Below are 21,999 nucleotides of genomic sequence, written 5' to 3'. Positions count from 1 at the left end.
CCTATACTAAATGAGTATTTATTCGAACTATTTATAGCTTAGATCAATAAAATGTTCGTTTTAGAAAAAAATAAACTTCGAAGCAACACCGAGTAATAACAAAGCAAAATACCGTTTTAGGATATGACTTGGTAGTGAGTGGGCAAGTTTTGCACCTTGTTTAGCAAACACAGTACTGGTAATAATGATGCCAAAGAAAGCAGGTAAATAAATATAACCTAAGCTGTACTCCGGCAAATCAGGATTATTCCAGCCCGTAATAATATAAGTACACATACCAGCCACCGCAATCGGTAAACCACAAGCAGAAGACGTAGCAACAGCATTACGCATCTCGACACGACACCAAGACAAATAAGGCACAGTAAGTGAACCACCACCAATGCCAAATAAAGCTGAAATAGCACCAATGACACCACCAGCTACACTCAAGCCGGCACCTTTTGGTAGCTCATGCTCTGCTTTTGGTTTTAAATTAAAGCCCATTTGAACCGCAACAGTTAATGCATAAATACCGATAATCATTTGTAATGTATCACCTGGTAAATAGTCAGCAAAAATACTACCGGCAACCGCGCCAATAACAATACCGATAGTCAGGCGTTTAACCAAAGACCAATCAATTGCCCCTTTACTGTGGTGGGTTTTAATCGAACTAAGCGAAGTAAAGATAATCGTCGCCAGAGAAGTACCAATCGCTAACTGGGTTAAGACTATTGGTGAGAGTTCTTGCAAGGTGAAAGAGAAAACCAGTGCTGGTACGATAATTAAACCGCCACCAACACCAAACAAGCCAGCGATCAAACCTGCCGCAGCGCCTAAAATTAAATATAAAACCACAATCATCTAAATAAGCCTTTTTACAATACACCCTATCTTTTAAGGTGAGAATTTTAAGGTAAAAACTTTAAGTATCTAATTAGAATATCAAAATTGTGGTTAAAATACTAAGAAAGTGACAACACACCTGTTGATAACAGATAAACCGCACCTGCAGCACCTGCTAATAGCACGAATGAATAAGCATAATCTTGCTTGTTAAATGCCTGCTGTTTTTCAGCAAGTGCTTTCTTATAAATCAATACACCTGGCAAATACAATAATGCACATAACAACATATACTCAGCACCGGCTGCATATACGAGCCAAGCACCATAAAATGATGATATTAATGCAATAACAAAATCTTTCTTACGACCTTCTGTTTCACTATAACCTTCACCGCTTAACGCTACTTTCACGCCATAAGCACCCACTAAAAAATACGGTAACAATACAGCCGAAGTCGCAATGTTTACCAAAGCTAAATACGAGCTTTCTTGTAATAAGGTTAAGATTAAAAATAACTGAACTAGACAAGATGAGAACCACAGTGACGTTGTCGCGGCGCCTTTACTGTTTTCTTTGGTAAATGCTTTCGGAAATAGCCCTTCTTTCGCCGCAATGAAAGGTACTTCGGCACTGACCACGGTCCAACTCAATAACGCACCCGATACCGAGATAATCAAACCAGCATTAATCAGCATTGCGCCCCAAGGACCAACGATCACTTCTAAGATATGCGCCATTGATGGGTTTTGCAGTTGTGCAACTTCTGGTTGAGTCATTACACCTAAAGTAAACAAGCTAACAGCAATATAGAGTACTAATGCCGAGAACAGCGCAATACCAGTTGCTTTCGCTACGTCGCGTTTATCCTTAGCACGGTTAGATAAAATAACCGCACCTTCGATACCAATGAACACCCACAGTGTAACCATCATGGTGGCTTTAACTTGATCTAATACCGAGCCTAGCTCAGGTGTTTTCTCACCCCAAAAATCAAGGGTGAACTTATCAAAACTGAACGCCATCACAGCCAAACAAACGAAAGTTAAAATAGGAATTATTTTCGCAACCGTCGCAAATACATTAATTAAAGCGGCACGCGTAACACCACGTAATACAAGCGCATGCATTGACCAAATTAATAACGAACCGCCCAATACTGCAATTGGTGTATTGCCCTGACCCATCACTGGATTTTCAGGGGCATCAACAAAGTAGCCTATCGCACTAAAAAACACCACAGCATACGATACGTTCGCTAATAAATTGCAGATCCAATAACCCCAAGCCGACATGAAGCCGATGTAGTTACCAAAACCCGCTTGCGCGTACGAGAAAATACCACCGTTTAAATTAGGGAAGCGAACAACTAAATTACGTAATACCGTCACCAACGCAAGCATACCGCAACCCGTAATCAACCAACCGAGTGTAATTGCGCCAGGTGCAGCCGATACGGCTACGTTTTGCGGTAGACTAAAGATGCCGGCACCGACCATGGTACTGAATACCAATGCGACTAACATGCCTAGTCCGAGTTTATTTTCCATCAATAATTCCTAAAAAATGCCAGCCACCAACATTAAATTCCAGTGAAGCCTTATTTTCGTTCGTTAATATAATACAATATGGCGAATTGTATTATATTATTTTACATATGCAAGAATATTCACTAAATTTGCATAAATCTAAATGTAACCGTAGGATTGCTGATAATCTGACCAGAACCGACCATCACCCTATTAAACTTATCTTTTTTCTTACATCTTGTGCTCCATTCAGTTAAAATAATCGGTTCGATTTCTTGCAAAATAATGATCATGACTGATTCTTCACAACAATATCTTTGTCGCACAACTTACCTTGTTGATAGCTTCTGGCCGGGTAAATTACTTGAGCTAAATAACACAGGTAATATCAAAGTCGCTGGGACCAATGGTGCCGGTAAAACGACGCTGCTTAAGCTACCCATGCTGTTTTGGGGCGCGCGACCAGGGCGTATTGTTGAACGTAATGCTAACAAGAAATCATTTGCAGCTTATTACTTACCACGCAAAACCAGTTACATTGTTTTTGACTACCAACGTCCAAACGGCACTGACACACCGCAGTTATGCCACGTATTAATTAAAAGCGATGGCGACAAATTACTTTACCGCTTTATTGATCACCCGTTTGATATAAAAATGTACCTTGGTGATAACGGCAATATCTTTGCCGATGACGAAATTAAACGTAATTATCGAACCAAGTACCGTTGCGAAGTCAGTAGCTTGTTAAGCGTAGATGATTACGCAAGAGTCATTCAAAATCATCGCGATCTTGGTGGTAAGAAATCACTGCGTAACCTGCAACAGCGTTTTTCAATGAGCCAGTCACCAATTAAGCACATTGAAAAAGTCGTGACGTCGGTATTTAACAAAATCTCTAATTTCGATGTAATCAAACAAATGATCATCGAAATCTCACAAGACGCTATCAGTTCAGAAATGCTCAGCCACAATGTAACTGATATGGTTAATATTGATAAAACCGATATTGATAGCTGGTTAGCAGACCTGCATTCATCACAAGCAATCTTAAATTTAGAAGACAAGATCTTATCGTCATTAACCGACATTGATTCACTTATTGAAATCAAAAAAGATCTACAGCACTTACATCATCTTGCTGGCATCTATCAGCAAAAGTGTAATCAAGATCAAGATACTGCCGGCACACGTTTAAAAGATGTATTACTTGAGCTTACCGACTTAAAAGAAGCACACAGACAGCAAGTATTAGCAATTGAAGATGCTTGTCACGATGAAGAAAAAGCCCATCGTGAAATTAAACACGATCTGGATAAGCTAGAACAAGAAAAAATAGATTTTGAAGATGATGAAGCCGCGACATATGAGCAACGAGGTTCTGAATTATCCGATTTTACCTTACGCTTAATCAATCTGAACAACGAAAAAACCCAGTTAAGTGAAAAATCTGCCGATCTTAGTCGTACGTTTACCGAACAACAACAAAAACAAGAGCTTGATTTTAACAAACGCGAGCAACAGCTAACAAACGAGATCAACTCTCAGCGTCAGCAGTTAACAACTGCGTTAAGTGAAAATAAACTGCATTATGCAACGTTAGAAAGCGAATTAAGAACGCAAACACAAACGCTAATTGATCAGTTAAACGAAAAGAAAACGCCACTTGAGCATACCAAGATCTCGCTTAATCTACAGCTAACACAGCCACAGATTGCACCAGAACTTGCTGTACAATCTCAACAATTACAACAAAATTTAAGCCAATGCCGTCGTAATATTAACGAACGTCAGGAAGCGTATAACCGCATTAGCGGTGAATCACAAAGCTTACGCCAAAAACAGCATCAAGCGCTGCAAGCCAATGACCGTTTAAAAATTGAATTAAACCATTTAGCGCAGCAGCACCGTGATGTACAAGCATTACTGAGTCCAGAAAAAGGTTCTTTACATGCCTTCCTTGCTGAACATGTGCCAAACTGGCAAAGCAATATCGGCCGTGTGATTAATCCAGAGTTGCTTAAACACCTGCATCTTGAACCAGAATTATTATCGGCTTTTACTGATGCAGTAAAAAATACCAATACCGAAACAGCGTTAACCCAAGTACAAGATTTTTATGGCATCAAGATCAACCTTAATGCCCTAGAAAACGCCTCGTTCACAGACTGCGCACTAGCAGAAAAAGAACAACATATCTCAGCCCAAATAGGGGCTAAAAAAGCAGAGCTTGAACAATTACAAAAAGCACTCGAACAATTAAATAAAGAAGTTGAAGAGCTTGATAAACAATTAATGTCGAGCAAACAATTACTGTTTAAACAAAATCAATTACTGACTAGTTTAGTCAATGAAGAAGATGAGTTAGACGGTAAACTAGAACAATACAAAGCCTTAGCGATTGCACGAGTGCAAACTGAATTAGCAGAAGCTGAGTTATTATTGGTTCAAGCGCAACAAGCGTTAAGCCAAGCGAAAGTTGATTACCAAAGTCGTCATAACGAACTAAACAACGAACGTTTAGGCGTACATTGCCAGCTAGAGACTGACTATAATCAGCGTATCGACAGCTACCAAGCATCGCTTGATAACTTGCGTAATGAAGCACAAGTTGAGATGCAGCGTATCGCCGATGCATTGCAAGCGGCATTAAGCGACGCCGGAATTAATGCCAGCATCTTTAATGCCCTTGAAGCTAAAATTAAACAAACTATGAAAGCAGTTGAAAATGCCAAAGTATTCCAACAAAAAGCGGATAAATATAATAGCTGGTTAGAAACATCGTGGTCACAAGTTGAACCTGGGCGTGAACGTTTACGCCGCTTAGATACTGCAATCCAACGCTTCCAGCAGCAACTAAAAGATAAAAAACAAGACTATCAACAGTCAACCGACAAACTAGAACAAGAAAAAGCGCACCTTGATAAGCAGGTAACAGATCTAGTATTACAATTAAAAGGCTTAGATAACAGCCTTGTAAAACTGGCTGACTACCCAGCGGTTGCTAACGACGATTTACCAGAATACAGTGTTAACAACATCTCTAAATTGACGAACAGTCAAATAAGTCTATTAGGCAAGCAGCAAAGCAATGTATTAAGCACAGTAAGTAAAATCAGCAGTGAATTAAAACGTTATTCGAAAAGCACACTGCAAGTCGGTTGGTTAGAAAACCGCATTGAAAGTGACCCTGAGATGGTGAACTACCGTCTTGAAGAAGCAATCAACAGCGGTGAACAACTGAGCTATGTACTGAAAAATGCAAAACTATTGCAAACCTCAACCACTCACGAAGTTGAATTACGTGCTAACGATATTTTATCTATCTATACCCATTTAAGTAACTTTGATCGCAATATTACCCGTACTGGCCGTAAACTGTCTAGTCACATGAATGGTAAGCAGTTCTTCACTGCCCTCGGTGATATTAAAATTGCTATTCGTACTAAGATGGACAAGTTAGGTTACTGGAAACAACTTGAGAATGTAAACGAGGCATTTGAAGCCTATCAAGCGAATACAGAACTCACGCATGATCGCAGTATCCCCCAAGACTTAATTGATAGCTTGGATGAATTGTCAGCGGTATTACCGAAAAACAATAACATGCAACACAATGAACTATTTGATATTGAATTCACTATTGTTGAAAATGGCCGAACGACCCGTGCAACAACACCGAAAGAGCTGGAAGATGTCTCATCAACAGGCCTATCTTACTTAGCCTTAATCACTTTCTTTACCGGTTTAACAACTATGTTACGCCCCGATGCAAATACAGTGATAACTTGGCCAGTAGATGAATTAGGTGAACTGCATTCTGAGAATATTCAGGCAATGCTCGATATGCTAAATCAACACGGTATTCAGATCATGACTGCATCACCATCAACCGATAAGTCGGTATTACAATTATTCGATCACCTATACGAAATTGACAGCCGTAATAAACGCCTGATCCAGATGAATGTTGATGATGACCCACTAATGACGTTGTTAAATGGTGACGCTAAACAAGCCTTAGCATCAGATACAGAACGAATGTCGTCAGTAAATACAGCGCCAGCCACTATGCAAGAAGAGAGTTAACCCATGTTTCAAACTACCGTTGAATTATTGTTACAGGGCCATACCATTTGTCAGGTAAGTCAACCTGATGCATATCGTTACCTGTCAGAACAAAGCCTGTTTGAAAAAGTAAATGATTACCTGCGCTTGATTAACCGTAAAGTAAAAGTAATCGAAGACGGTTTGGCCTTTGTTGCTTGTTACTGCACGATTGAAGAAGAAAACCGCGCGGATATTCGTCAGCAGTTACGCCAAGTACGTGATATTTTCCGTCCACTGGTTAACTTCTTAGACCTGGCAATGACAGCACTAGTGCATGACTGCGCCATGCGTGCGGGCGATACTATTCGCTTATCTGAGTTATTACGTGGTATTGAAAACGAACCAACGTTAAAGCAACAGTTAGCGCTATTAACCAATAAAGGTATTTTCAAAACCAGCCGTAATGATATCTCTGAACAACTTAACTTTATCTTAAAAAAATTAGATGAAGCAGGCTATGTTCAACGTTTGGATACTGGCAGTACCATTTATCAGATCACCGCTAAAATGAACTATATTCACGAGTTAATTGATTTTATTAATGACAGTGAATCGTTGAAATTAGAAAAACAAGATAACCATATCTTCGATGACTCACAGTCGGAGATGTTTTAATGTCACAGCAGCAAAGCGCTTCTGAAGTCGAAAAAATTGCCCAAATAATACGTAGTTCGTTTGCCAAAACAAACAGCAGCATGTTAGCGCAAGCGTATTTCGATGGCAGTGTTATTGATAATGGTGAGAATACCGCATTATTAGAAATGCTTACCAAAAATGGTCTAATCCGTCCAAGTGAAGAAGATGGCACTTATATGCTTGCCATCAACTTAAAGCGAATCTTAGACAAGTTATTATTACGTCATGCGTCTTACCGTAAACGTACTGATATCGCCAAAGTCATGCAGCACATTGATGGTGATATTAAATCCTATAAGCGTGCGTTATTAACTGGCCAACATAATGAAGTTTCCTTCTATCTAAGCCAAATAGACGAAGAGCTTTACGGCATTGTTTATGAATTAGAAGACAGCGTCAGCGGTTTGTTCGCTGCCATCACTAGTAAGTTTGGTTTTGTTGATAGCTTAGAAAGTAAAATTCATGAAAATGAAAAAGCCATCGCCTATACCGAAGGTCTGCTTAATGCGTTAGCCGATATTAACCTAAATGACGTATACACCTGGTTAGATTGGGACGATGTGCCTGCCGAGTTAAGCCGTAAGGTCACTTTCTTTATTGATGGTTACCGCCGTATTAATCGTCAGTTAGAAGGCGCCGTTCACCGTATGCGCCAACTGCTAATGACACTACGTAAGCAGAATGAGCAAGTTGCCCGTCTTAAAGCCATGTCTAAATTCTTAAAAGACAATCCTATTTGGGAATTAGATGACTACGCAGAGCGTGAACAAGTACCAGCTATCTTCAATCGTGTTGCACCATTACAATTATCAGCCAGTGTTGATATTAGTAATCAGGTACAACAAGAAGAACTGACCGATATTTACAACTCATTGCGTAAAGAAAGTAAGTCAGATGCAGAAGCCATTGATTTACGCAGCAGTGGCCGTATTGATGACTTGGAACAAAAGGCCCGTCAACTCGAAGCCGACTACGTATTGTCACAGTGTGAAGCGTTATTTGCACAAGTACTCAGTAATAAAGGTGACAGTTTCTCTGCCCTACACTACTGGCAGCAAGATGGTCAACTAACTGACATTTTACCTAAACATTTATGGCTCAGTATTCTTTATAATGAATACTACAAATGCGCACCCGCCGTACGAAAAGCGATGGCAATCGACTTCCCAGAGTCCAGCACCACTGAATTACCGGGTTCGATATTAATCTCAGGTAATTTACGCGTTAGTGATATTCAATTACAGAGAGGTTAATTATGACGATTAGCAGGACGCTATATAATCGCTGTAAAAAACTAATTAAATCGAATGAACAAGGCCTAAAATACGATGATATTAACGCCGAAATATGGGCGTTATCTGGCTTAGGCCATAAATACGTGATCCCTTCGACTAAAAGAACAAAACAAAAAATATATTTCAAGCTACGCGCTGGCGAAGCAGAAAAGTTACAAGCCTTTATTAAAGAAGAAAAGGGTCTTGATGTATTAAAAGATCCTTACATGAATGGTGACCGAGTTTCAAATGCAGCATGCAACAATGATGAAAAGGTCGGCGCAAATGCATCACAAGATATCATTTTAGTGAATAACGCAGCCGGAAAATTAAAACTCAACCAAGAAGTAAGTTCTTTATTTAACTCTATCCACACTGCAGGTCTAGAACTTCGTCATAGTATGATCACGAGTATCGAACATGATGCTATCATCATATGTGAAAATTTCACGCCTATGTACTACCTTCATCAACTAAAAAATAATCCAGTCTTCAAGCATGCGTTAATTATTTATCGTGGTGATAGCCAAAGTGGTAAACGTGCAGATGAAGTTAACTGTTTTATCGAAAAATATAAAGCAATATTACCCCTCTATTATTTCGGTGATTTTGATCCCGAAGGGTTTTCGATTGCCAACACCTTTCAGGTTGACGGCATCATACTGCCAGATATAACACGATTCTCAGCATTAACAAAAATCGAACTTAGTAAACTAGCGGGCAAAGATAAATTTTTTCCTCAACTAGCTCACGGCAACTCTTACTTGAATCTCTCTGCTTATTCACAAGCATGGCATGCCCATATAAACTTAATGAATCAACATCAATTAGGTTGGCAACAAGAACATTTAATTGGCGCAAGTATAAAATTTCAGCTTTATTAAGCGAGCCCATACGCTAGCGCTGTCACAATTGGTATGATTATAATATAGCTATTGAATCCACGTTGCCATGATTTGGGGGCTATATTTAGTTCCATAAAAATACCAGTGATCAGTTTTGCTTTCATTATCGTTAATAGCATAACAGCGACAATTAAATAAGATTTGTGTATGCCTAACTTAGACAAACTAAATGCCACAACACTCATCACAATCAAAGCCAACCAAACATAACTCATTATAATTATTTGCTTTCTCACACTTCTATGATCTTGCATACTTAACCCCACTATATGACGTACAGCAATGGAAATAATATAACCCAAACCAAATCAACCATATGCCAATAACTGGCAGCAGACTCTACGGTATTTAAACTATTCTCTAAAAATTCTGGATGCGCTAAATTACGATACACGAGTAATAATATAAACATGCCCAATAGAACATGCATAAAGTGAAAACCAGTGATAAAAAAATAAAACATAAAAAAGGTATTCGTTGATAATCGGTAGCCTTCAGAAAGAAGGATATCGTACTCCCACAACTTAGTAATTACGTAAATCATGCTAAGTAAAAGAGCAACTAATATTGCTAATCGAGCACGTTTATTCTGCTTTTGCTTTACAAATATCACCGCTATTGCGACAAAATAACTACTTGATATTAAGGCTACCGTATTAATCAAACCAGCAGCAGGATGTAAGGCCTGCTGACCCTCTACAAATAAATCAGTTTTTAAAAAATACATACTAGAATAAGAAAAAAAGAATATAGCGAATACGGTTACCTCAGCCAAGATAAAAATCCAAACAGCGAGGTCACCAGATAAACGTCTAGGGGGAGCAATATGTGTATTCAATAGAGTCTTCACTATAAGTAAATTCAATCTAATAACAACATTACACTGAACACTCAATATCGCCTTGATAATTATCAAGCGACTTAAAATTCGATCTCCATTTTACACAAGGGCAGTCTTATATAAATGAGTCTGCAAACATGGCATACTCATATTTCGTTGATGTGTAGACATCTGCTAAGCTGGTAAAAGGAGGGATTTACTTAGTGTAATATTCATTGCCCTCTCAGTAAATAATAAAGGCACTTACACCTAATGTTCGAACTTAAAAAAATCATCGGTACCTGGTTAATGCCACTGCCATTACTGCTCACTGCTTTTATCCTTGCGGCACTATTATATAAACTCACCCGTCATAAACGCAGTGCCCAAGTGCTATTTTGTAGTAGTTTTATTACATTATTGCTATTAAGCCTTGATCCTGTCACTAGCCGTTTAGCTGCTACATTAGAGTCTCAGTACCCGAGTTTCCAACAGCAACACGTTGATTATATCCATGTATTGGGTAACGGGCACACAACGGTCGACAGCTTACCGATCACCAGTCAGTTAACCCCTGCCGCCCTTGCTCGGACCACAGAAGGCGTACGTATTTATAAACTAAACCCAACGGCCAAGTTAATTTTCAGTGGCTATGGTGGTGGCGATATTAACAGTAATGCAAAAATGAACGCGCGTTTAGCTATTGCATTGGGCGTACCAAAATCAGCCATTATATTATTAGAATCCCCTCGCGACACAATAGAGGAAGCGACTGATAACAAAGAAATTACTCAAGGTAAACGCCTCGTACTGGTCACCTCCGCAACGCACATGCCACGAGCCATAAAAATATTCCAACAACAAGGTTTATCCCCTATCCCTGCACCAACTGCGCATGTCAGTAAACCAGTGAATGGTATGCAACCATTACACTATTACTTCCCTCGTGCTCGATATCTCGCGGTAAGTGAAATAGTGTTCCATGAATGGTTAGGGCTAGCTTGGTTGTCGCTAAAAAATAACCAATAAATTTTCTATTCTGTAATTAACACGGCATTTAGGTCTAAACTGAGCAAGTAAACGTGGTTCAAGTCACAGTTACCGCATTTTATGTAGTTTTATTACCAAAAATTGTCTTGTGACAACTTGCCCTGACGCTAGATGACTCTATAATCACCCCATGTTCTCAACTTATGCCTCTTTAGTCATTGTGACTCAGTTAATTTAAGTTGAAGAAAAATAGCTTTAAACCATATCGGAGATAGACATGAGACAAGCACTAGTAATGGGTAACTGGAAACTAAACGCAACTAAAGCATCTGTAGAAGCTTTAATTAACGGTTTAGTTGATGCGGCAAAAGACAATGCAACTGTTGAAGTTGCTGTATGCCCTCCTGCTGTTTTTATCCCACAAGTTGAAGCATTAACAGCTGACACTGCAATTAACTACGGCGCACAAGATTGTGACGTTAATACAGCTGGCGCATTCACTGGTGAAAACTCAGCGGTTATGTTAAAAGAATTCGGTTGTAAATATACGCTTGTTGGTCACAGTGAACGTCGTGTTATACACGGTGAGTCAAGCGAAGTTGTTGCTGACAAATTTGCTGTTGCACAAGAAAATGGCCTAGTACCTGTACTTTGTATCGGTGAAACACTAGAGCAATTCGAAGCAGGCGAAACTAAAGCAGTTGTTGAAGCACAACTTCAAGCGGTTGTGACTAAATCTGGTATCGCATCTCTAAACAATGCAGTTATCGCATACGAACCTGTTTGGGCAATCGGTACTGGTAAAACAGCAACACCTGAAATTGCACAAGACATCCACGCTCACATCCGTTCATGGTTAGCAGAGCAAGATGCAGCAGTAGCAAACAAAGTTCAAATCCTTTACGGTGGTTCAGTTAAAGGCGCTAACGCGGCTGAATTATTCGGTCAAGCAGACATTGATGGCGGCCTAGTAGGCGGCGCTTCACTAGACGCTGTAGAATTCTCTAAAGTTATTGCTGGTGCTTCTGCATAGTACTTACCAAAATCTAATATTGAGCGATTTTCTACTCTGAATTAGAAATAAAAGTGTAGTAATACTGATGACTCAGTAATTACGTATTACTGCACCCCTTTCTTATTAAACTTATATTGTAAAAATAAAATCACACCAAGGTATTATTTTATTTTTCGCTTAAAAGTTTCATATGAAAGCCCACCAAGTATTACTTTAGTAATAAAACAGTCAAAAAGACGCAGAAAATAATAGAATACATAGTTATAATAAATGAATAAAAAGTAATTATGATAAATAGAAAATAACAGCAACAGATAAACCAAATTTGGTGTGCTAAATAAATGAACAAGCGTGCTATCACTTGCTGAAACAGTACTCTACCTAGATAAGAACAACACTCTACCTAGATAAGTACAAGACTCTAACCCAATAAATAAAGTATCATCGACTGATATATTTGAGGCTTCAATGATTAAAAGAATAGGTGTTTTAACAAGTGGTGGTGATGCACCAGGCATGAACGCAGCAATCCGAGCAGTTGTACGTGAAGGCTTACATCTTGGCTTAGAAGTTTACGGTATTTACGATGGTTATGCAGGTTTACATCAAGATCGCATTGAGAAACTTGATCGTAAATCAGTTTCAGATGTAATTAACCGTGGTGGTACTTTCTTAGGTTCTGCACGCTTTCCTGAATTTAAAGAAGAAAGCGTACGTAAAGAAGCAATTAAAAATCTTAAAAAACACGATATCGATGCACTTGTCGTTATTGGTGGTGACGGTTCTTACATGGGGGCGAAGAAGCTAACTGAAATGGGCTTCCCATGTATCGGTATTCCAGGAACAATTGATAACGATATTCCTGGCACAACTTACACTATCGGTTTTGATACTGCACTTAACACTGTCGTTGACGCAATTGACCGTTTACGTGATACGTCAACATCACACCAACGTATCTCTATTGTTGAAATTATGGGGCGCTACTGTGGTGATTTAACCATGGGAGCAGCAGTTGCAGGTGGTGCAGAATTCGTTGTAATCCCAGAAAAAGGCTATGATGAAGCAGATCTACTGTCTCAGATTAAAGCGGGTATCGAAAAAGGTAAAAAACACGCTATCATTGCGATGTGTGAACACGTAACGAATGTAGATGCACTGGCTAAACATATTGAAGCTGAAACAGGCCGTGAAACACGTGCGACTATCCTAGGTCATTTACAACGCGGTGGAACACCAACTGCCCGTGACCGCATTATGGCAAGTCGTATGGGTTCTTTTGCAGTTAAGCTTTTATTAGAAGGCGAAGGCGGCCGCTGTGTGGGTTTAATGAACTCACAAATGGTTCACCATGATATTATTGATTGTATCAACAATATGAAACGTCCATTCAATCAAGAGCTATTTGATCTATCTGATTCGTTATTCTAAAGACATTAGCTTAAGCATGTTTTAGATTCAACACGCTTAAATCAAATATGAAAAGCGAAACCGATGTAAGTTGGTTTCGCTTTTTTGATTGTCATAATATGGCAAGCAAGATCGCAGAGCTCGATGCTTTGAAACGAGGGTAACATGATTTTAAAATACACTCTCACTGACATCATGATTAGCGCAACTATTTTTAAATGTTTGTGCTAATCAATTGAAAATAGATACAATTCATCTCGGTATCTTGTTCTATTTTATAACCAGAAACTAGCTTTATTACAGGCTTATCTACCGAACATATCAGTCGTATTTACACCTGATAAATCCCATGAATCCACATAGATTTTCTCGAATGCTGTAGCATAATAAAACATGAAACTCATATTTGTTACGTTCGATATATCCCAGCGGTTAATATCTTGATTAAATGCCCGGGCATAGCGGAACATATAACTCATATCAGTCACGCTAGATGTATCCCAATAGCTAATATCTTGGTTAAATACCTTAGCTCCATAGAACATCAAATCCATCTTACTCACGCTCGATGTATCCCAACGGCTAATATCTTGGTTAAATGCACAAGCGTTTGTGAACATCCATGACATATCAGTCACTTTAGATGTATCCCAACGACTAATATCTTGGTTAAATACATAAGCGCTTGTGAACATCCATGACATATCAGCCACTTTAGATGTATCCCAACTGCCAATGTCTTGGTTAAATGCAGGTGCGTCTCTGAACATATGAGTCATATAAATCACGCTAGATGTATCCCAATGACCAATATCTTGATTAAATACCAGAGCATTGTCGAACATACTATCCATATCCGTCACCTTTGACGTATCCCAATAGCCAATATTTTGGTTAAATGCCTCTGCACCGTAGAACATACGTGACATATCAGTCACATTAGATGTATCCCAATAGCCGATATTTTGGTTAAATGTTTTGTTATCCCTAAACAGGTTACTCATATTTTTTATATTTGTTGTAACAACATGAGTCACATCATCACCATCGACAATCATCTTGCGCAACATAACTTCATCTACAAGGGTATACATTTGTCCATTAACAATACCTGTATCGTTAACCTTCGCTGATAATGGCGCAACAATGACTCCACTTATTCTGGATTTGTAAAACTCACCTACATTTTCGCTCGCACGCATACTAAGTGAAATTAAAGCTAAAAGAGTAATAGTTAGTATTTTAAACGTCATAATAAAAATGCCATGTATACACCCTGATTATTAAGATGATAATAAATTAAGAAAAAGTAAAACCCTTGTAGCCACAACGAGACATAAAAACAGTAAGCGATTGTATATTAAGATTATTTTTAATACTAACTGAATTGATAGGTGCTTTAACTAAATCGGTAGGTGTTTTAACTAGGCGTTTGTTAATCTGTCTTTTAAGTTCAATTTATAGGGGGCACATTGAAATAAAGAGCGAGAATCGATGCATTGAAGTACAGCTGGACTTCTCATGAAGTTCCCCATATCCAACTAGCAGAACTCGATTTTATACCCCGCCATATACAAGTGTTCCCTGTCTGAATAATAAAAAAGCAAATACGTTTCCATATTTGCTCTTCAATATACATCGACTTCCGTGAACAACTACACGTCTCGTACCCAAACGTCTTTTACGCGCGCAGCTTTTAATACATCAATCACGCTGTTATGAATAACCACAACACCGAAATCTTCTTCTAGTTTGAAAATAAGGCGTTCTGCTAATGGAACTGATTCTAGACGCGTGAAATCAAGCTCAACCTTATCTAAATCAAGCCAGTTCAGTTTACCAAATTGTTTTTCTTCGTTGGTTAAACGGTACGTTTGATGAATATATGGCATACGGTAGTTTTCATGCACTTTGATATCATCATCTTCAGGTTGACTCGGAGAGCAATCAACACGGGCATCAAGCCACTCAACACCATGTTTCACCAAGGCTTCAACTTTGGGTGAAATATCATCGATGATAAATAACTTAGGTGAAAATGTCATTTCCAATAATAAATCAGGTTCAACAGGCACAATTGGCTTTGCTGATTGCTGAAATGGGAATGAATTAAACACTTGTTTTGACAATATTTGATATTCAGTTTTCATAACCATCCCTTACATTATTGGCGCTTCTTCATCAAAATCAAATGGGGTATAAACAATACCTTGGCAATCAGCCTTCATCGCAATATCCCACACATGCTTCACTAATTCCATAGAGAAAAATATCGTATCATCCGAACCTTTTACCCTAAAAATGTGTTTCTTATGTTCAGGAATTACATGGTACTTTTCAGCATCGATGAATAATCTCCTAACTCTGAGTTCAGGGGGAAGATCGTAATCTGACAAATCTTTCATAAAAACAAAGCTTTCTTCCTCATCCATCACATCGATAATATTATTGACTGACAATAAATAACGCTCTTTTGCTAAGCCATCATCAGCTTTTAACGCCGCAGGCAAAAAAACAACAGCATAAGGGTCCCAAGCCATGATGGCATCCATTACCACTTTCGAAATGATGCGGTCACCCTTATCTAAAATATCAGGTATCCCCATCACATCAGTGCCTGCAGCTTCCCATATAATGGGGTTAATCGCTGATATTGGCAAAAAACCTTCGGATGAATAAAGAAACTCTCGACTATCTAATGCCTGACTCATAATATCATTTGATAATAAATTCTCACTGAACGTGGCAAGTTCCTCTGTATCAGCGCTAAATTCTTCTGTGTCCAAGGTAATCTCCTATAATATTTTTTTTAATTCGGCAACACTATTCAGACGATCTTCTAGTTTATTCTGAATTAACAACTCAACTTCTACGCGAGTCTTAACTTCTTTGTACAAATCTTCATATACTTTATTTTTATTTTCAGAGGCAAAATAAGACTTATCATCTTTCACGTATTTCTTATCCGCCTGTACTTGCCCCCCCTTGTCTTTCGTGTATTCTGCGGTTTCTTTTTTATCATGACGCCGATTAAAAAAGATAAACTTATTGGGGGTAAAATGAGCAGTTCGACTTCCGCATGTTCCACAACCCTGTTGAGTTTTATGAAAGCGTTTACCGTTAGCAATGAGCAATAGCTTAAAATCACTTATATAACCTAAAATCAACTCAGAGACTTCATCAATTTCCTTCATATAGGTTTTCCACTTAGTGTTACAGTCAAGTGGTTTTAAAGCCAACGCAAGTTTAATTGCAACTACTTTATGATATCCGGTTAATGCATTAATAGCCTTTTTTTCACTTGTATCTCCGACCTTTTTTATATCTTTAGACATTTTAGCTTTTGAGCCATAAAATGAATCCGCAATCGCGCTATCAGTGTGCCCTGATGAATGGATCGGAACCTGATAGTAGCAACAAATATTGGTATCGCCAGAAAGTAATACCAAATTTTTCCCATGGTTCATGGACCAACCTTTACGCTTCATTTGCAGTGTGCGAAAGGTCGATAGCTTGGAGACCACATTGTCACTGATAATATGATGCGCATCCAGCTCACCAACTTTCAGATTCAACGGATGCTTCGCTCGTAAATCTTTAGATGCTAATAGGTATGAATCAGCTTCTCTAGAGACATTACCACCAGTTGGGTGTCTTAACTCTTCTTCAGCCATTACTTTTTACCCTTAGATTTATTTTGTAATGCATCTCTACATTGACCATCTTTTTTTCCTGCAACCCGACGACATACCTTACAACGAATATCTTTCTTATCGTTCTTCTCATTCGTCTTACTCTTACTGCTACCCGCTTGCGCTGTGCCGCCCGTGTGATGTTTGGTCTTAGCTGGATAAACTTTCTCTGATTTACCTAGTACACGTGCAAATAAGTTGTCAAACTCGCCCATTGCACTTTTTAGTTTATCCACTGACATCTTGTCGAATATTTTGATTTCGTCACCGAGTTTAACGAAATATGATGCAAGTTCGTCGGCCCCCATTCGATCTGCGTAGGACGCCATTTCTGTCGCAACTTCAATACAAGGTTTTAATACATCAGATAAAATTTTACTGGTTTCTTTCGCATATTCAGCCCACTTTAAACCAAGTAAAAACTTCTCAGGGTCACCCTTACCCAAAGCACGGACGATAGCCAATAAATCGTCTTTTTTGGTCTCTTTACCTGTTTTAAGTACCACTTTACAAGTGCCTTTTAGCGCACTACCAAACAGTGGAATACAACCAATTAAGGTGAACGACAAGGCTAACCAATTTTCAGGCTTATCGCGCCCCTCTTCATCCATCATATTAAGGATATTGGCGGTTAAATCACGTATATCACCGACTTGATCAACCACAGGGATCATCGTTAACGCAGTGTTCGCAATAATTTGTTCTACCGATGCATCATCATTAAAATCACCTAACAATACACCCCATATCCAACTAGCAGAACTTGATGCTTTACGCCAAGTGTTCTCCCAAAAGCCGAGCTGTCCACGTTTGGTGTCTTCAATAATGGTTTGAGCATTCGCACCAGGATTAAATTTAGGATTGGTTTTGGTTGGTTCATTGGGTTGAAATTCGCGACTGTCTTCACCGTACTCAATGGTAAAACCACCCGGTGCTACGCCACCTATAGACGCGGCACCATCATTACCTAGCGAACCTTCAAAAGCGGCACCAGTTTGATCAATCAAACTATAAGTCGCCCCCTGAACAGGATCACCATCAGCATAAGACAAGAATAAATCAACCGTATAGGTGCCTTCTTCATCGGCAGTCACAGTGACCGACGGATTTTGTGCGCCACCCATACACATGGTATTGGCTTTGTTCATCGTCATTTGATCAGACAAACGACACACGCCTTTACCTTCAATTTTCACCGTTGCGGAGGCGGTAATAAATTTAGCTTCGGCCTCAATCGTGCCAGAGGCAACACCTTTCTTGTCCCCTCCTGCATCACCAGCACTTTTAGCAAACTTACAGCCTTTAATGGCAATACTATTTCCGCCATCCATTGTAACAGTCGTTGAACCATCAGCTAGATCTGCTGACTCAGCGTTATTCCCATAAGGAATAGGTACGACAGCATTCCCGACTGTGGTTAAGCAAACATCAGGTATCGTTGCACTCGCCTTACCTCCGGATCCCAAATGAACAACACTCAGTCCATCTGCACTAACCGTTACACCCATGATTACCCACCTTTATCCGTAAATGTCGAGAAACTGTTGAAAGCGTATATCAATCGTTAAATACGTCGCAACATACATACCAATAACCAATAAACTGGTAACAGCTATAATTACTTTTGGCGGTAATACTTTTTTCAGCGGTTTAGTTAAATACTTCGCTTTTAAATTGGTCAGCTGAAGATCTTCTTGCTCAACTAAACGGTCATTCTTGACCAAGTTATAAATAGTATTACCAATATCAACTAATTTTTCATTACCACGCTCTTCACGACCATAGCGACCTTTAAAGCCCAATTGTAATAACAAATACAAAAATTCAATGACGTAACGGTATTTTTTAGGATCGTTTTTAAGCCTTTCTAAAATGACAAAAAACTTATCACCACCTGCCGTTTCATTATGAAATTCTGACAACAAGCTGTTTTGGCTCCAATTACTGTTTGCCCCCCATTCTTGTCGACAAACCGATTCGTCAAACGCGGCGCATAAACAATAACGAATAACCAGAATACTGGCACGGTCAACTTCCATTTCGTTAAGTTTTCGCTCACCTTTACGGATTTCTCTCCCTACTTGCTCTCGAAATGGGTCAAGGTCATCCATCCAAGGAATCGACTTCATGCATGACAAGCTGGCGATAAGCCAAGAAAACTCATCAATCAGCGGATTGATACCAATTTTTTTAATATCTAAATCGCCAATCGCGATATTACGAGACAAATCAGGGCTGGGCATAACCTCCATCGGTTTACCCGGTGCAGGTTGAAACAGGACAACAGTAATATCATCGTCCACATAACTCATAATTTAACAGCCCATAATTGCAAGGATAAATTAGAAAAATCACCCGCAACATGAATCGCTATTGCAGCAGAGTTTGTTAGTGCTTGCCATTCAATACTCGATTTGTCTAATTCAAAGTAGGTGTAACCAGCATGATACGGAAGCTGGCGTGGAACAACAGGCATTGGTTTCATGCTAATACCAGGCAACTGCAGATTAATCAATTCACGAATATTATCCATTGAACCAATCTTAGTTTGTGCGACAAACTTGGTGTGCAATACGTCTAATGACACATCCGCTTTAACAGCCAGTATGAGTGTTGTAGATGTAATAATACTTGGATCTGGGATAGGAGCAGTTCGAATACCGTAACTTTGTTCTTTCAAGGTTAATGGAATTGCTCGTTGCTCAGACATTACACTTAACGTTAATTTAATGTCTTGTAGAATACCTGATAAGCATTCGGTTAATGCACCGTGATTGTATTTTTCAAACTCTCGTGGGCGTCTTGTCGATGAACATAATGTCGCAAGATCACCTTCGGCTTGTAACAAGTAACGATAAAACGTTTCTGGATGAATGCCTTCAACATGAGTGAAATGCCAGAACAAGGGTTCTAGTCGATTTAGGGTTTGCAATAACATAAAGTCGGAGACAGAAGATACACCTTGCTGGTCAACAGCGCCTAATCGTTGTACGATTAACTCCGCACGGTGGTGTAACATAGAAGCAAATTCAGTTGTAAACTTAATTAATACAGCCGATGCTTTAATATCCACACACGTTGGAATAAAATGCTCGTCAAGTACAACGGTGCCATCTGGTTTTAGTTCTAAAATTTTACAGATAGGGATCGATGTATAAGCGCTCTTATCTTCATCATCATACATTAATTTAAATGTCAGTTTACCGATCATAATGTTGGCCATATCTTCACTGCCATAACATGCATCAACCGCATCTTGTGTAGATTGAATATAACGCGCATTACTACCCGGCTCCCCAAATAATTCAGCACGAACAGAGGGTAATGGGCAACATAAGTAAACAATTTTATCCACAACAGATGAATCGACGTCTCTCACATCGGGTAAATCAGCAAGCAAGGGTAATTCAAATGGTGTTCGGTCCTGTAAGATCCCTTCCGCATGGCTAATACCAATCTTACCCAGCGCAAGTAAACTATCATTCACAACTATCTTTTTAACACCCCACTGTAAAGGTGTTGAAAATACATTAAGCATACTCGTAGATTTGTCATGATGTCGTTCAAGCTGTTGAAAATGCTGAGGCTTCATGAACATTCCATCTTGCCACATAACGGGATTATAAAGAGACATTCTGTAATTCCTTAGAAATAATTTTGTTCAATACCACGAGTACTGTCTGTAGTGAGTTCACTACCTTCGATATGTAATTTCAAAAAATAATTGGTTTTTTCTTCGATTAGTTCTAATTTACGCCATGCTGAACCATCAATCTTACGAAAAGCAACAGAAAAACCGACAGCACGTGTCGCTGGATCTAACTGAATAATTTCATGAATTTTTTCATTGGGCTGAATTTCAAACTCGTAACGCTTAATATACTCGTCACCAAGCGCATCTTTATCACTCTCAAATAACGCAAAAAAATCTAAGCTACGAAATAAGATCGGAGATGTAAGTTCATGCATACGCAAAATAACGGGAGATGGTTGACCATTTATGCGTAAATTAACTAGGCTCGCAGCATCAACTTTCAATTCAATCGATGAAGTTTCAGGCGTGATACCTGTTGATTCTTTAAACTGCTCCCAAATAGAGCAGCCTTGTAATAATAATGACATTATTAATATCGACGTTAGGTTACGCATTTTCTACCTTTAATATTGTTGAATAATGTTCCTTTAATTTTTCATGTAAAAGTACATCAGAAGAATAAAATTCATCATTTAATTGGGAGCGATAATGTTGGATATATTCATTCCAAATTCTTCGTTTTGATATCAACAACTGCTTCTTTTTAAGCACATCAGAGAAGGCTATAGGATCATATTGATGAGTCTGAGCAACCACAAAATTAGTCACTGCTTTATGGTACGTTTTATGATGAGAATCTAATTCATCAAGTACTTGTTGTAACAACTCCGAAGGAGATAGAACATTTTGCTGGTTAAGTGATAGCATGAGTCTGAGAATGTCATCATTTGATTTTTCATCATTGGCTTCAGCTGAGTTTTTGAACGAGGATACTATTTTCAAGTCATTATTCATTTTATCTAAACAAAGACGTAAACAAATGCCCATTTGATTAAAAAATTCTGGCGTTTGATCTCGTAATTCTAGCTCATCAATTCTCATTCCCTTAAAAAAAGCATCCAAACTTTCACTATATTCAGCATCTTGTTTTATCTGAACGCATGGTTCTATTCGCTCAACATCATGAGAAACTTGCTCAGCCTGAACAGGCGATTCTATTCGTTCAACATCATGGGAAACTTGCTTTGTCTGAACA

20 protein-coding genes are annotated in these 21,999 nt (G+C 38.9%); 7 read left to right on the top strand and 13 right to left on the bottom strand.

All coding sequences use genetic code 11. The features are described 5' to 3' along the window. Window positions 1-60: 60 nt before the first annotated feature. Both BT797_RS20865 and BT797_RS20860 read right to left on the bottom strand, forming a co-directional pair. Complete coding sequence (locus BT797_RS20865) at window positions 61-846, bottom strand: sulfite exporter TauE/SafE family protein (RefSeq protein WP_075473365.1); 786 nt, start codon at window positions 844-846, stop codon at window positions 61-63. A 101-nt stretch (window positions 847-947) separates the two neighbouring features. Next, window positions 948-2,378, bottom strand: coding sequence for a basic amino acid/polyamine antiporter (locus BT797_RS20860; RefSeq protein WP_075473364.1), 1,431 nt, complete (start codon window positions 2,376-2,378; stop codon window positions 948-950). 270 nt (window positions 2,379-2,648) lie between these two features. On the opposite strand from BT797_RS20860, the gene BT797_RS20855 reads away from it, so the two are divergent. Genes BT797_RS20855 through BT797_RS20840 form a run of 4 tightly spaced genes read left to right on the top strand, consistent with a single transcriptional unit; the run spans window position 2,649 to window position 9,261 of the window. After that, entirely contained in the window at window positions 2,649-6,446 is a 3,798-nt protein-coding gene (locus BT797_RS20855) for an ATP-binding protein (RefSeq protein ID WP_244534277.1), read from the top strand. A 3-nt stretch (window positions 6,447-6,449) separates the two neighbouring features. Beyond that, window positions 6,450-7,082: a condensin complex protein MksE gene (locus BT797_RS20850; RefSeq protein ID WP_075473363.1), complete on the top strand. Its 633-nt coding sequence runs from the start codon at window positions 6,450-6,452 to the stop codon at window positions 7,080-7,082. Then, on the top strand, window positions 7,082-8,356 hold the full coding sequence (locus tag BT797_RS20845; protein WP_075473362.1) for a hypothetical protein: 1,275 nt from the start codon (window positions 7,082-7,084) through the stop codon (window positions 8,354-8,356). The genes BT797_RS20850 and BT797_RS20845 overlap by 1 nt, the downstream gene beginning before the upstream one ends. Window positions 8,357-8,358: 2 nt before the next feature. Further along, entirely contained in the window at window positions 8,359-9,261 is a 903-nt protein-coding gene (locus tag BT797_RS20840; protein WP_075473361.1) for a DUF7281 domain-containing protein, read from the top strand. Here the strand turns inward: BT797_RS20840 and BT797_RS20835 are convergent. Together BT797_RS20835 and BT797_RS20830 are read right to left on the bottom strand one after the other, a co-directional pair. Next, window positions 9,258-9,536: a cytochrome C oxidase subunit IV family protein gene (locus BT797_RS20835; RefSeq protein ID WP_045110895.1), complete on the bottom strand. Its 279-nt coding sequence runs from the start codon at window positions 9,534-9,536 to the stop codon at window positions 9,258-9,260. The two genes, BT797_RS20840 and BT797_RS20835, sit on opposite strands and share 4 nt — an antisense overlap. Window positions 9,537-9,547: 11 nt before the next feature. Next, window positions 9,548-10,120, bottom strand: a complete 573-nt coding sequence (locus tag BT797_RS20830; RefSeq protein ID WP_045110896.1) for a cytochrome c oxidase subunit 3 — start codon at window positions 10,118-10,120, stop codon at window positions 9,548-9,550. A gap of 255 nt (window positions 10,121-10,375) precedes the next feature. Here BT797_RS20830 and elyC point away from each other — a divergent pair, with 255 nt between their 5' ends. From elyC to pfkA, 3 genes are all read left to right on the top strand, one after another. Beyond that, window positions 10,376-11,131: an envelope biogenesis factor ElyC gene (gene elyC, locus BT797_RS20825; RefSeq protein ID WP_075473360.1), complete on the top strand. Its 756-nt coding sequence runs from the start codon at window positions 10,376-10,378 to the stop codon at window positions 11,129-11,131. A gap of 238 nt (window positions 11,132-11,369) precedes the next feature. Further along, window positions 11,370-12,125 carry a triose-phosphate isomerase gene (gene tpiA, locus BT797_RS20820; RefSeq protein WP_075473359.1) on the top strand — a complete coding sequence of 252 codons (756 nt, stop codon included), beginning with the start codon at window positions 11,370-11,372 and terminating at the stop codon, window positions 12,123-12,125. Between the two features lie 450 nt (window positions 12,126-12,575). Beyond that, window positions 12,576-13,538, top strand: coding sequence for a 6-phosphofructokinase (gene pfkA / locus BT797_RS20815; RefSeq protein ID WP_075473358.1), 963 nt, complete (start codon window positions 12,576-12,578; stop codon window positions 13,536-13,538). 284 nt (window positions 13,539-13,822) lie between these two features. On the opposite strand, the gene BT797_RS20810 is transcribed toward pfkA, so the two are convergent. The 9 genes from BT797_RS20810 to BT797_RS23940 form a co-directional block, all read right to left on the bottom strand. Next, the gene (locus tag BT797_RS20810; RefSeq protein ID WP_075473357.1) at window positions 13,823-14,770 is read right to left on the bottom strand and encodes a BspA family leucine-rich repeat surface protein; all 948 of its coding nucleotides are present in this window, start codon (window positions 14,768-14,770) and stop codon (window positions 13,823-13,825) included. Window positions 14,771-15,172: 402 nt separating this feature from the next. Continuing rightward, the gene (locus BT797_RS20805) at window positions 15,173-15,667 is read right to left on the bottom strand and encodes a hypothetical protein (RefSeq protein WP_075473356.1); all 495 of its coding nucleotides are present in this window, start codon (window positions 15,665-15,667) and stop codon (window positions 15,173-15,175) included. Between the two features lie 9 nt (window positions 15,668-15,676). Continuing rightward, window positions 15,677-16,303, bottom strand: coding sequence for an imm11 family protein (locus BT797_RS20800; protein WP_075473355.1), 627 nt, complete (start codon window positions 16,301-16,303; stop codon window positions 15,677-15,679). 9 nt (window positions 16,304-16,312) lie between these two features. Further along, window positions 16,313-17,191, bottom strand: coding sequence for an AHH domain-containing protein (locus BT797_RS20795; RefSeq protein WP_075473354.1), 879 nt, complete (start codon window positions 17,189-17,191; stop codon window positions 16,313-16,315). Further along, window positions 17,191-18,717, bottom strand: coding sequence for a PAAR-like domain-containing protein (locus BT797_RS20790; protein WP_075473353.1), 1,527 nt, complete (start codon window positions 18,715-18,717; stop codon window positions 17,191-17,193). Before BT797_RS20790 ends, BT797_RS20795 begins: the two co-directional genes overlap by 1 nt. A 12-nt stretch (window positions 18,718-18,729) precedes the next feature. After that, a complete protein-coding gene (gene icmH / locus BT797_RS20785) occupies window positions 18,730-19,521 on the bottom strand; it encodes a type IVB secretion system protein IcmH/DotU (protein ID WP_045110912.1) in 792 nt (263 codons plus the stop codon). Further along, window positions 19,518-20,843 (bottom strand): type VI secretion system baseplate subunit TssK, encoded by a 1,326-nt coding sequence (tssK, locus tag BT797_RS20780; RefSeq protein ID WP_045110913.1) that lies wholly within the window; start codon window positions 20,841-20,843, stop codon window positions 19,518-19,520. Before tssK ends, icmH begins: the two co-directional genes overlap by 4 nt. 11 nt (window positions 20,844-20,854) lie before the next feature. Then, window positions 20,855-21,358: a type VI secretion system lipoprotein TssJ gene (gene tssJ, locus BT797_RS20775; protein WP_075473352.1), complete on the bottom strand. Its 504-nt coding sequence runs from the start codon at window positions 21,356-21,358 to the stop codon at window positions 20,855-20,857. Next, a partial coding sequence (locus BT797_RS23940; RefSeq protein WP_211705575.1) for a type VI secretion system-associated FHA domain protein occupies window positions 21,351-21,999 on the bottom strand: 649 nt, incomplete at its 5' end. The genes BT797_RS23940 and tssJ, both read right to left, overlap by 8 nt.

It is taken from the genome of Moritella viscosa (genome assembly GCF_900120065.1).
Classification (GTDB): Bacteria; Pseudomonadota; Gammaproteobacteria; order Enterobacterales; family Moritellaceae; genus Moritella; species Moritella viscosa.
Note: the sequence above shows the minus strand (reverse complement) of the source record. Positions and strands in the feature narration are given on the sequence as shown.

What these genes read in the sequence shown, in the direction of transcription:
- BT797_RS20865 (WP_075473365.1), bottom strand. Translation starts at nt 846, where the DNA reads ATGATTGTGGTTTTATATTTAATTTTAGGCGCTGCGGCAGGTTTGATC.
- BT797_RS20860 (WP_075473364.1), bottom strand. Translation starts at nt 2,378, where the DNA reads ATGGAAAATAAACTCGGACTAGGCATGTTAGTCGCATTGGTATTCAGT.
- BT797_RS20855 (WP_244534277.1), top strand. Translation starts at nt 2,649, where the DNA reads ATGACTGATTCTTCACAACAATATCTTTGTCGCACAACTTACCTTGTT.
- BT797_RS20850 (WP_075473363.1), top strand. Translation starts at nt 6,450, where the DNA reads ATGTTTCAAACTACCGTTGAATTATTGTTACAGGGCCATACCATTTGT.
- BT797_RS20845 (WP_075473362.1), top strand. Translation starts at nt 7,082, where the DNA reads ATGTCACAGCAGCAAAGCGCTTCTGAAGTCGAAAAAATTGCCCAAATA.
- BT797_RS20840 (WP_075473361.1), top strand. Translation starts at nt 8,359, where the DNA reads ATGACGATTAGCAGGACGCTATATAATCGCTGTAAAAAACTAATTAAA.
- BT797_RS20835 (WP_045110895.1), bottom strand. Translation starts at nt 9,536, where the DNA reads ATGCAAGATCATAGAAGTGTGAGAAAGCAAATAATTATAATGAGTTAT.
- elyC (WP_075473360.1), top strand. Translation starts at nt 10,376, where the DNA reads ATGTTCGAACTTAAAAAAATCATCGGTACCTGGTTAATGCCACTGCCA.
- tpiA (WP_075473359.1), top strand. Translation starts at nt 11,370, where the DNA reads ATGAGACAAGCACTAGTAATGGGTAACTGGAAACTAAACGCAACTAAA.
- pfkA (WP_075473358.1), top strand. Translation starts at nt 12,576, where the DNA reads ATGATTAAAAGAATAGGTGTTTTAACAAGTGGTGGTGATGCACCAGGC.
- BT797_RS20810 (WP_075473357.1), bottom strand. Translation starts at nt 14,770, where the DNA reads ATGACGTTTAAAATACTAACTATTACTCTTTTAGCTTTAATTTCACTT.
- BT797_RS20805 (WP_075473356.1), bottom strand. Translation starts at nt 15,667, where the DNA reads ATGAAAACTGAATATCAAATATTGTCAAAACAAGTGTTTAATTCATTC.
- BT797_RS20795 (WP_075473354.1), bottom strand. Translation starts at nt 17,191, where the DNA reads ATGGCTGAAGAAGAGTTAAGACACCCAACTGGTGGTAATGTCTCTAGA.
- BT797_RS20790 (WP_075473353.1), bottom strand. Translation starts at nt 18,717, where the DNA reads ATGGGTGTAACGGTTAGTGCAGATGGACTGAGTGTTGTTCATTTGGGA.
- icmH (WP_045110912.1), bottom strand. Translation starts at nt 19,521, where the DNA reads ATGAGTTATGTGGACGATGATATTACTGTTGTCCTGTTTCAACCTGCA.
- tssK (WP_045110913.1), bottom strand. Translation starts at nt 20,843, where the DNA reads ATGTCTCTTTATAATCCCGTTATGTGGCAAGATGGAATGTTCATGAAG.
- tssJ (WP_075473352.1), bottom strand. Translation starts at nt 21,358, where the DNA reads ATGCGTAACCTAACGTCGATATTAATAATGTCATTATTATTACAAGGC.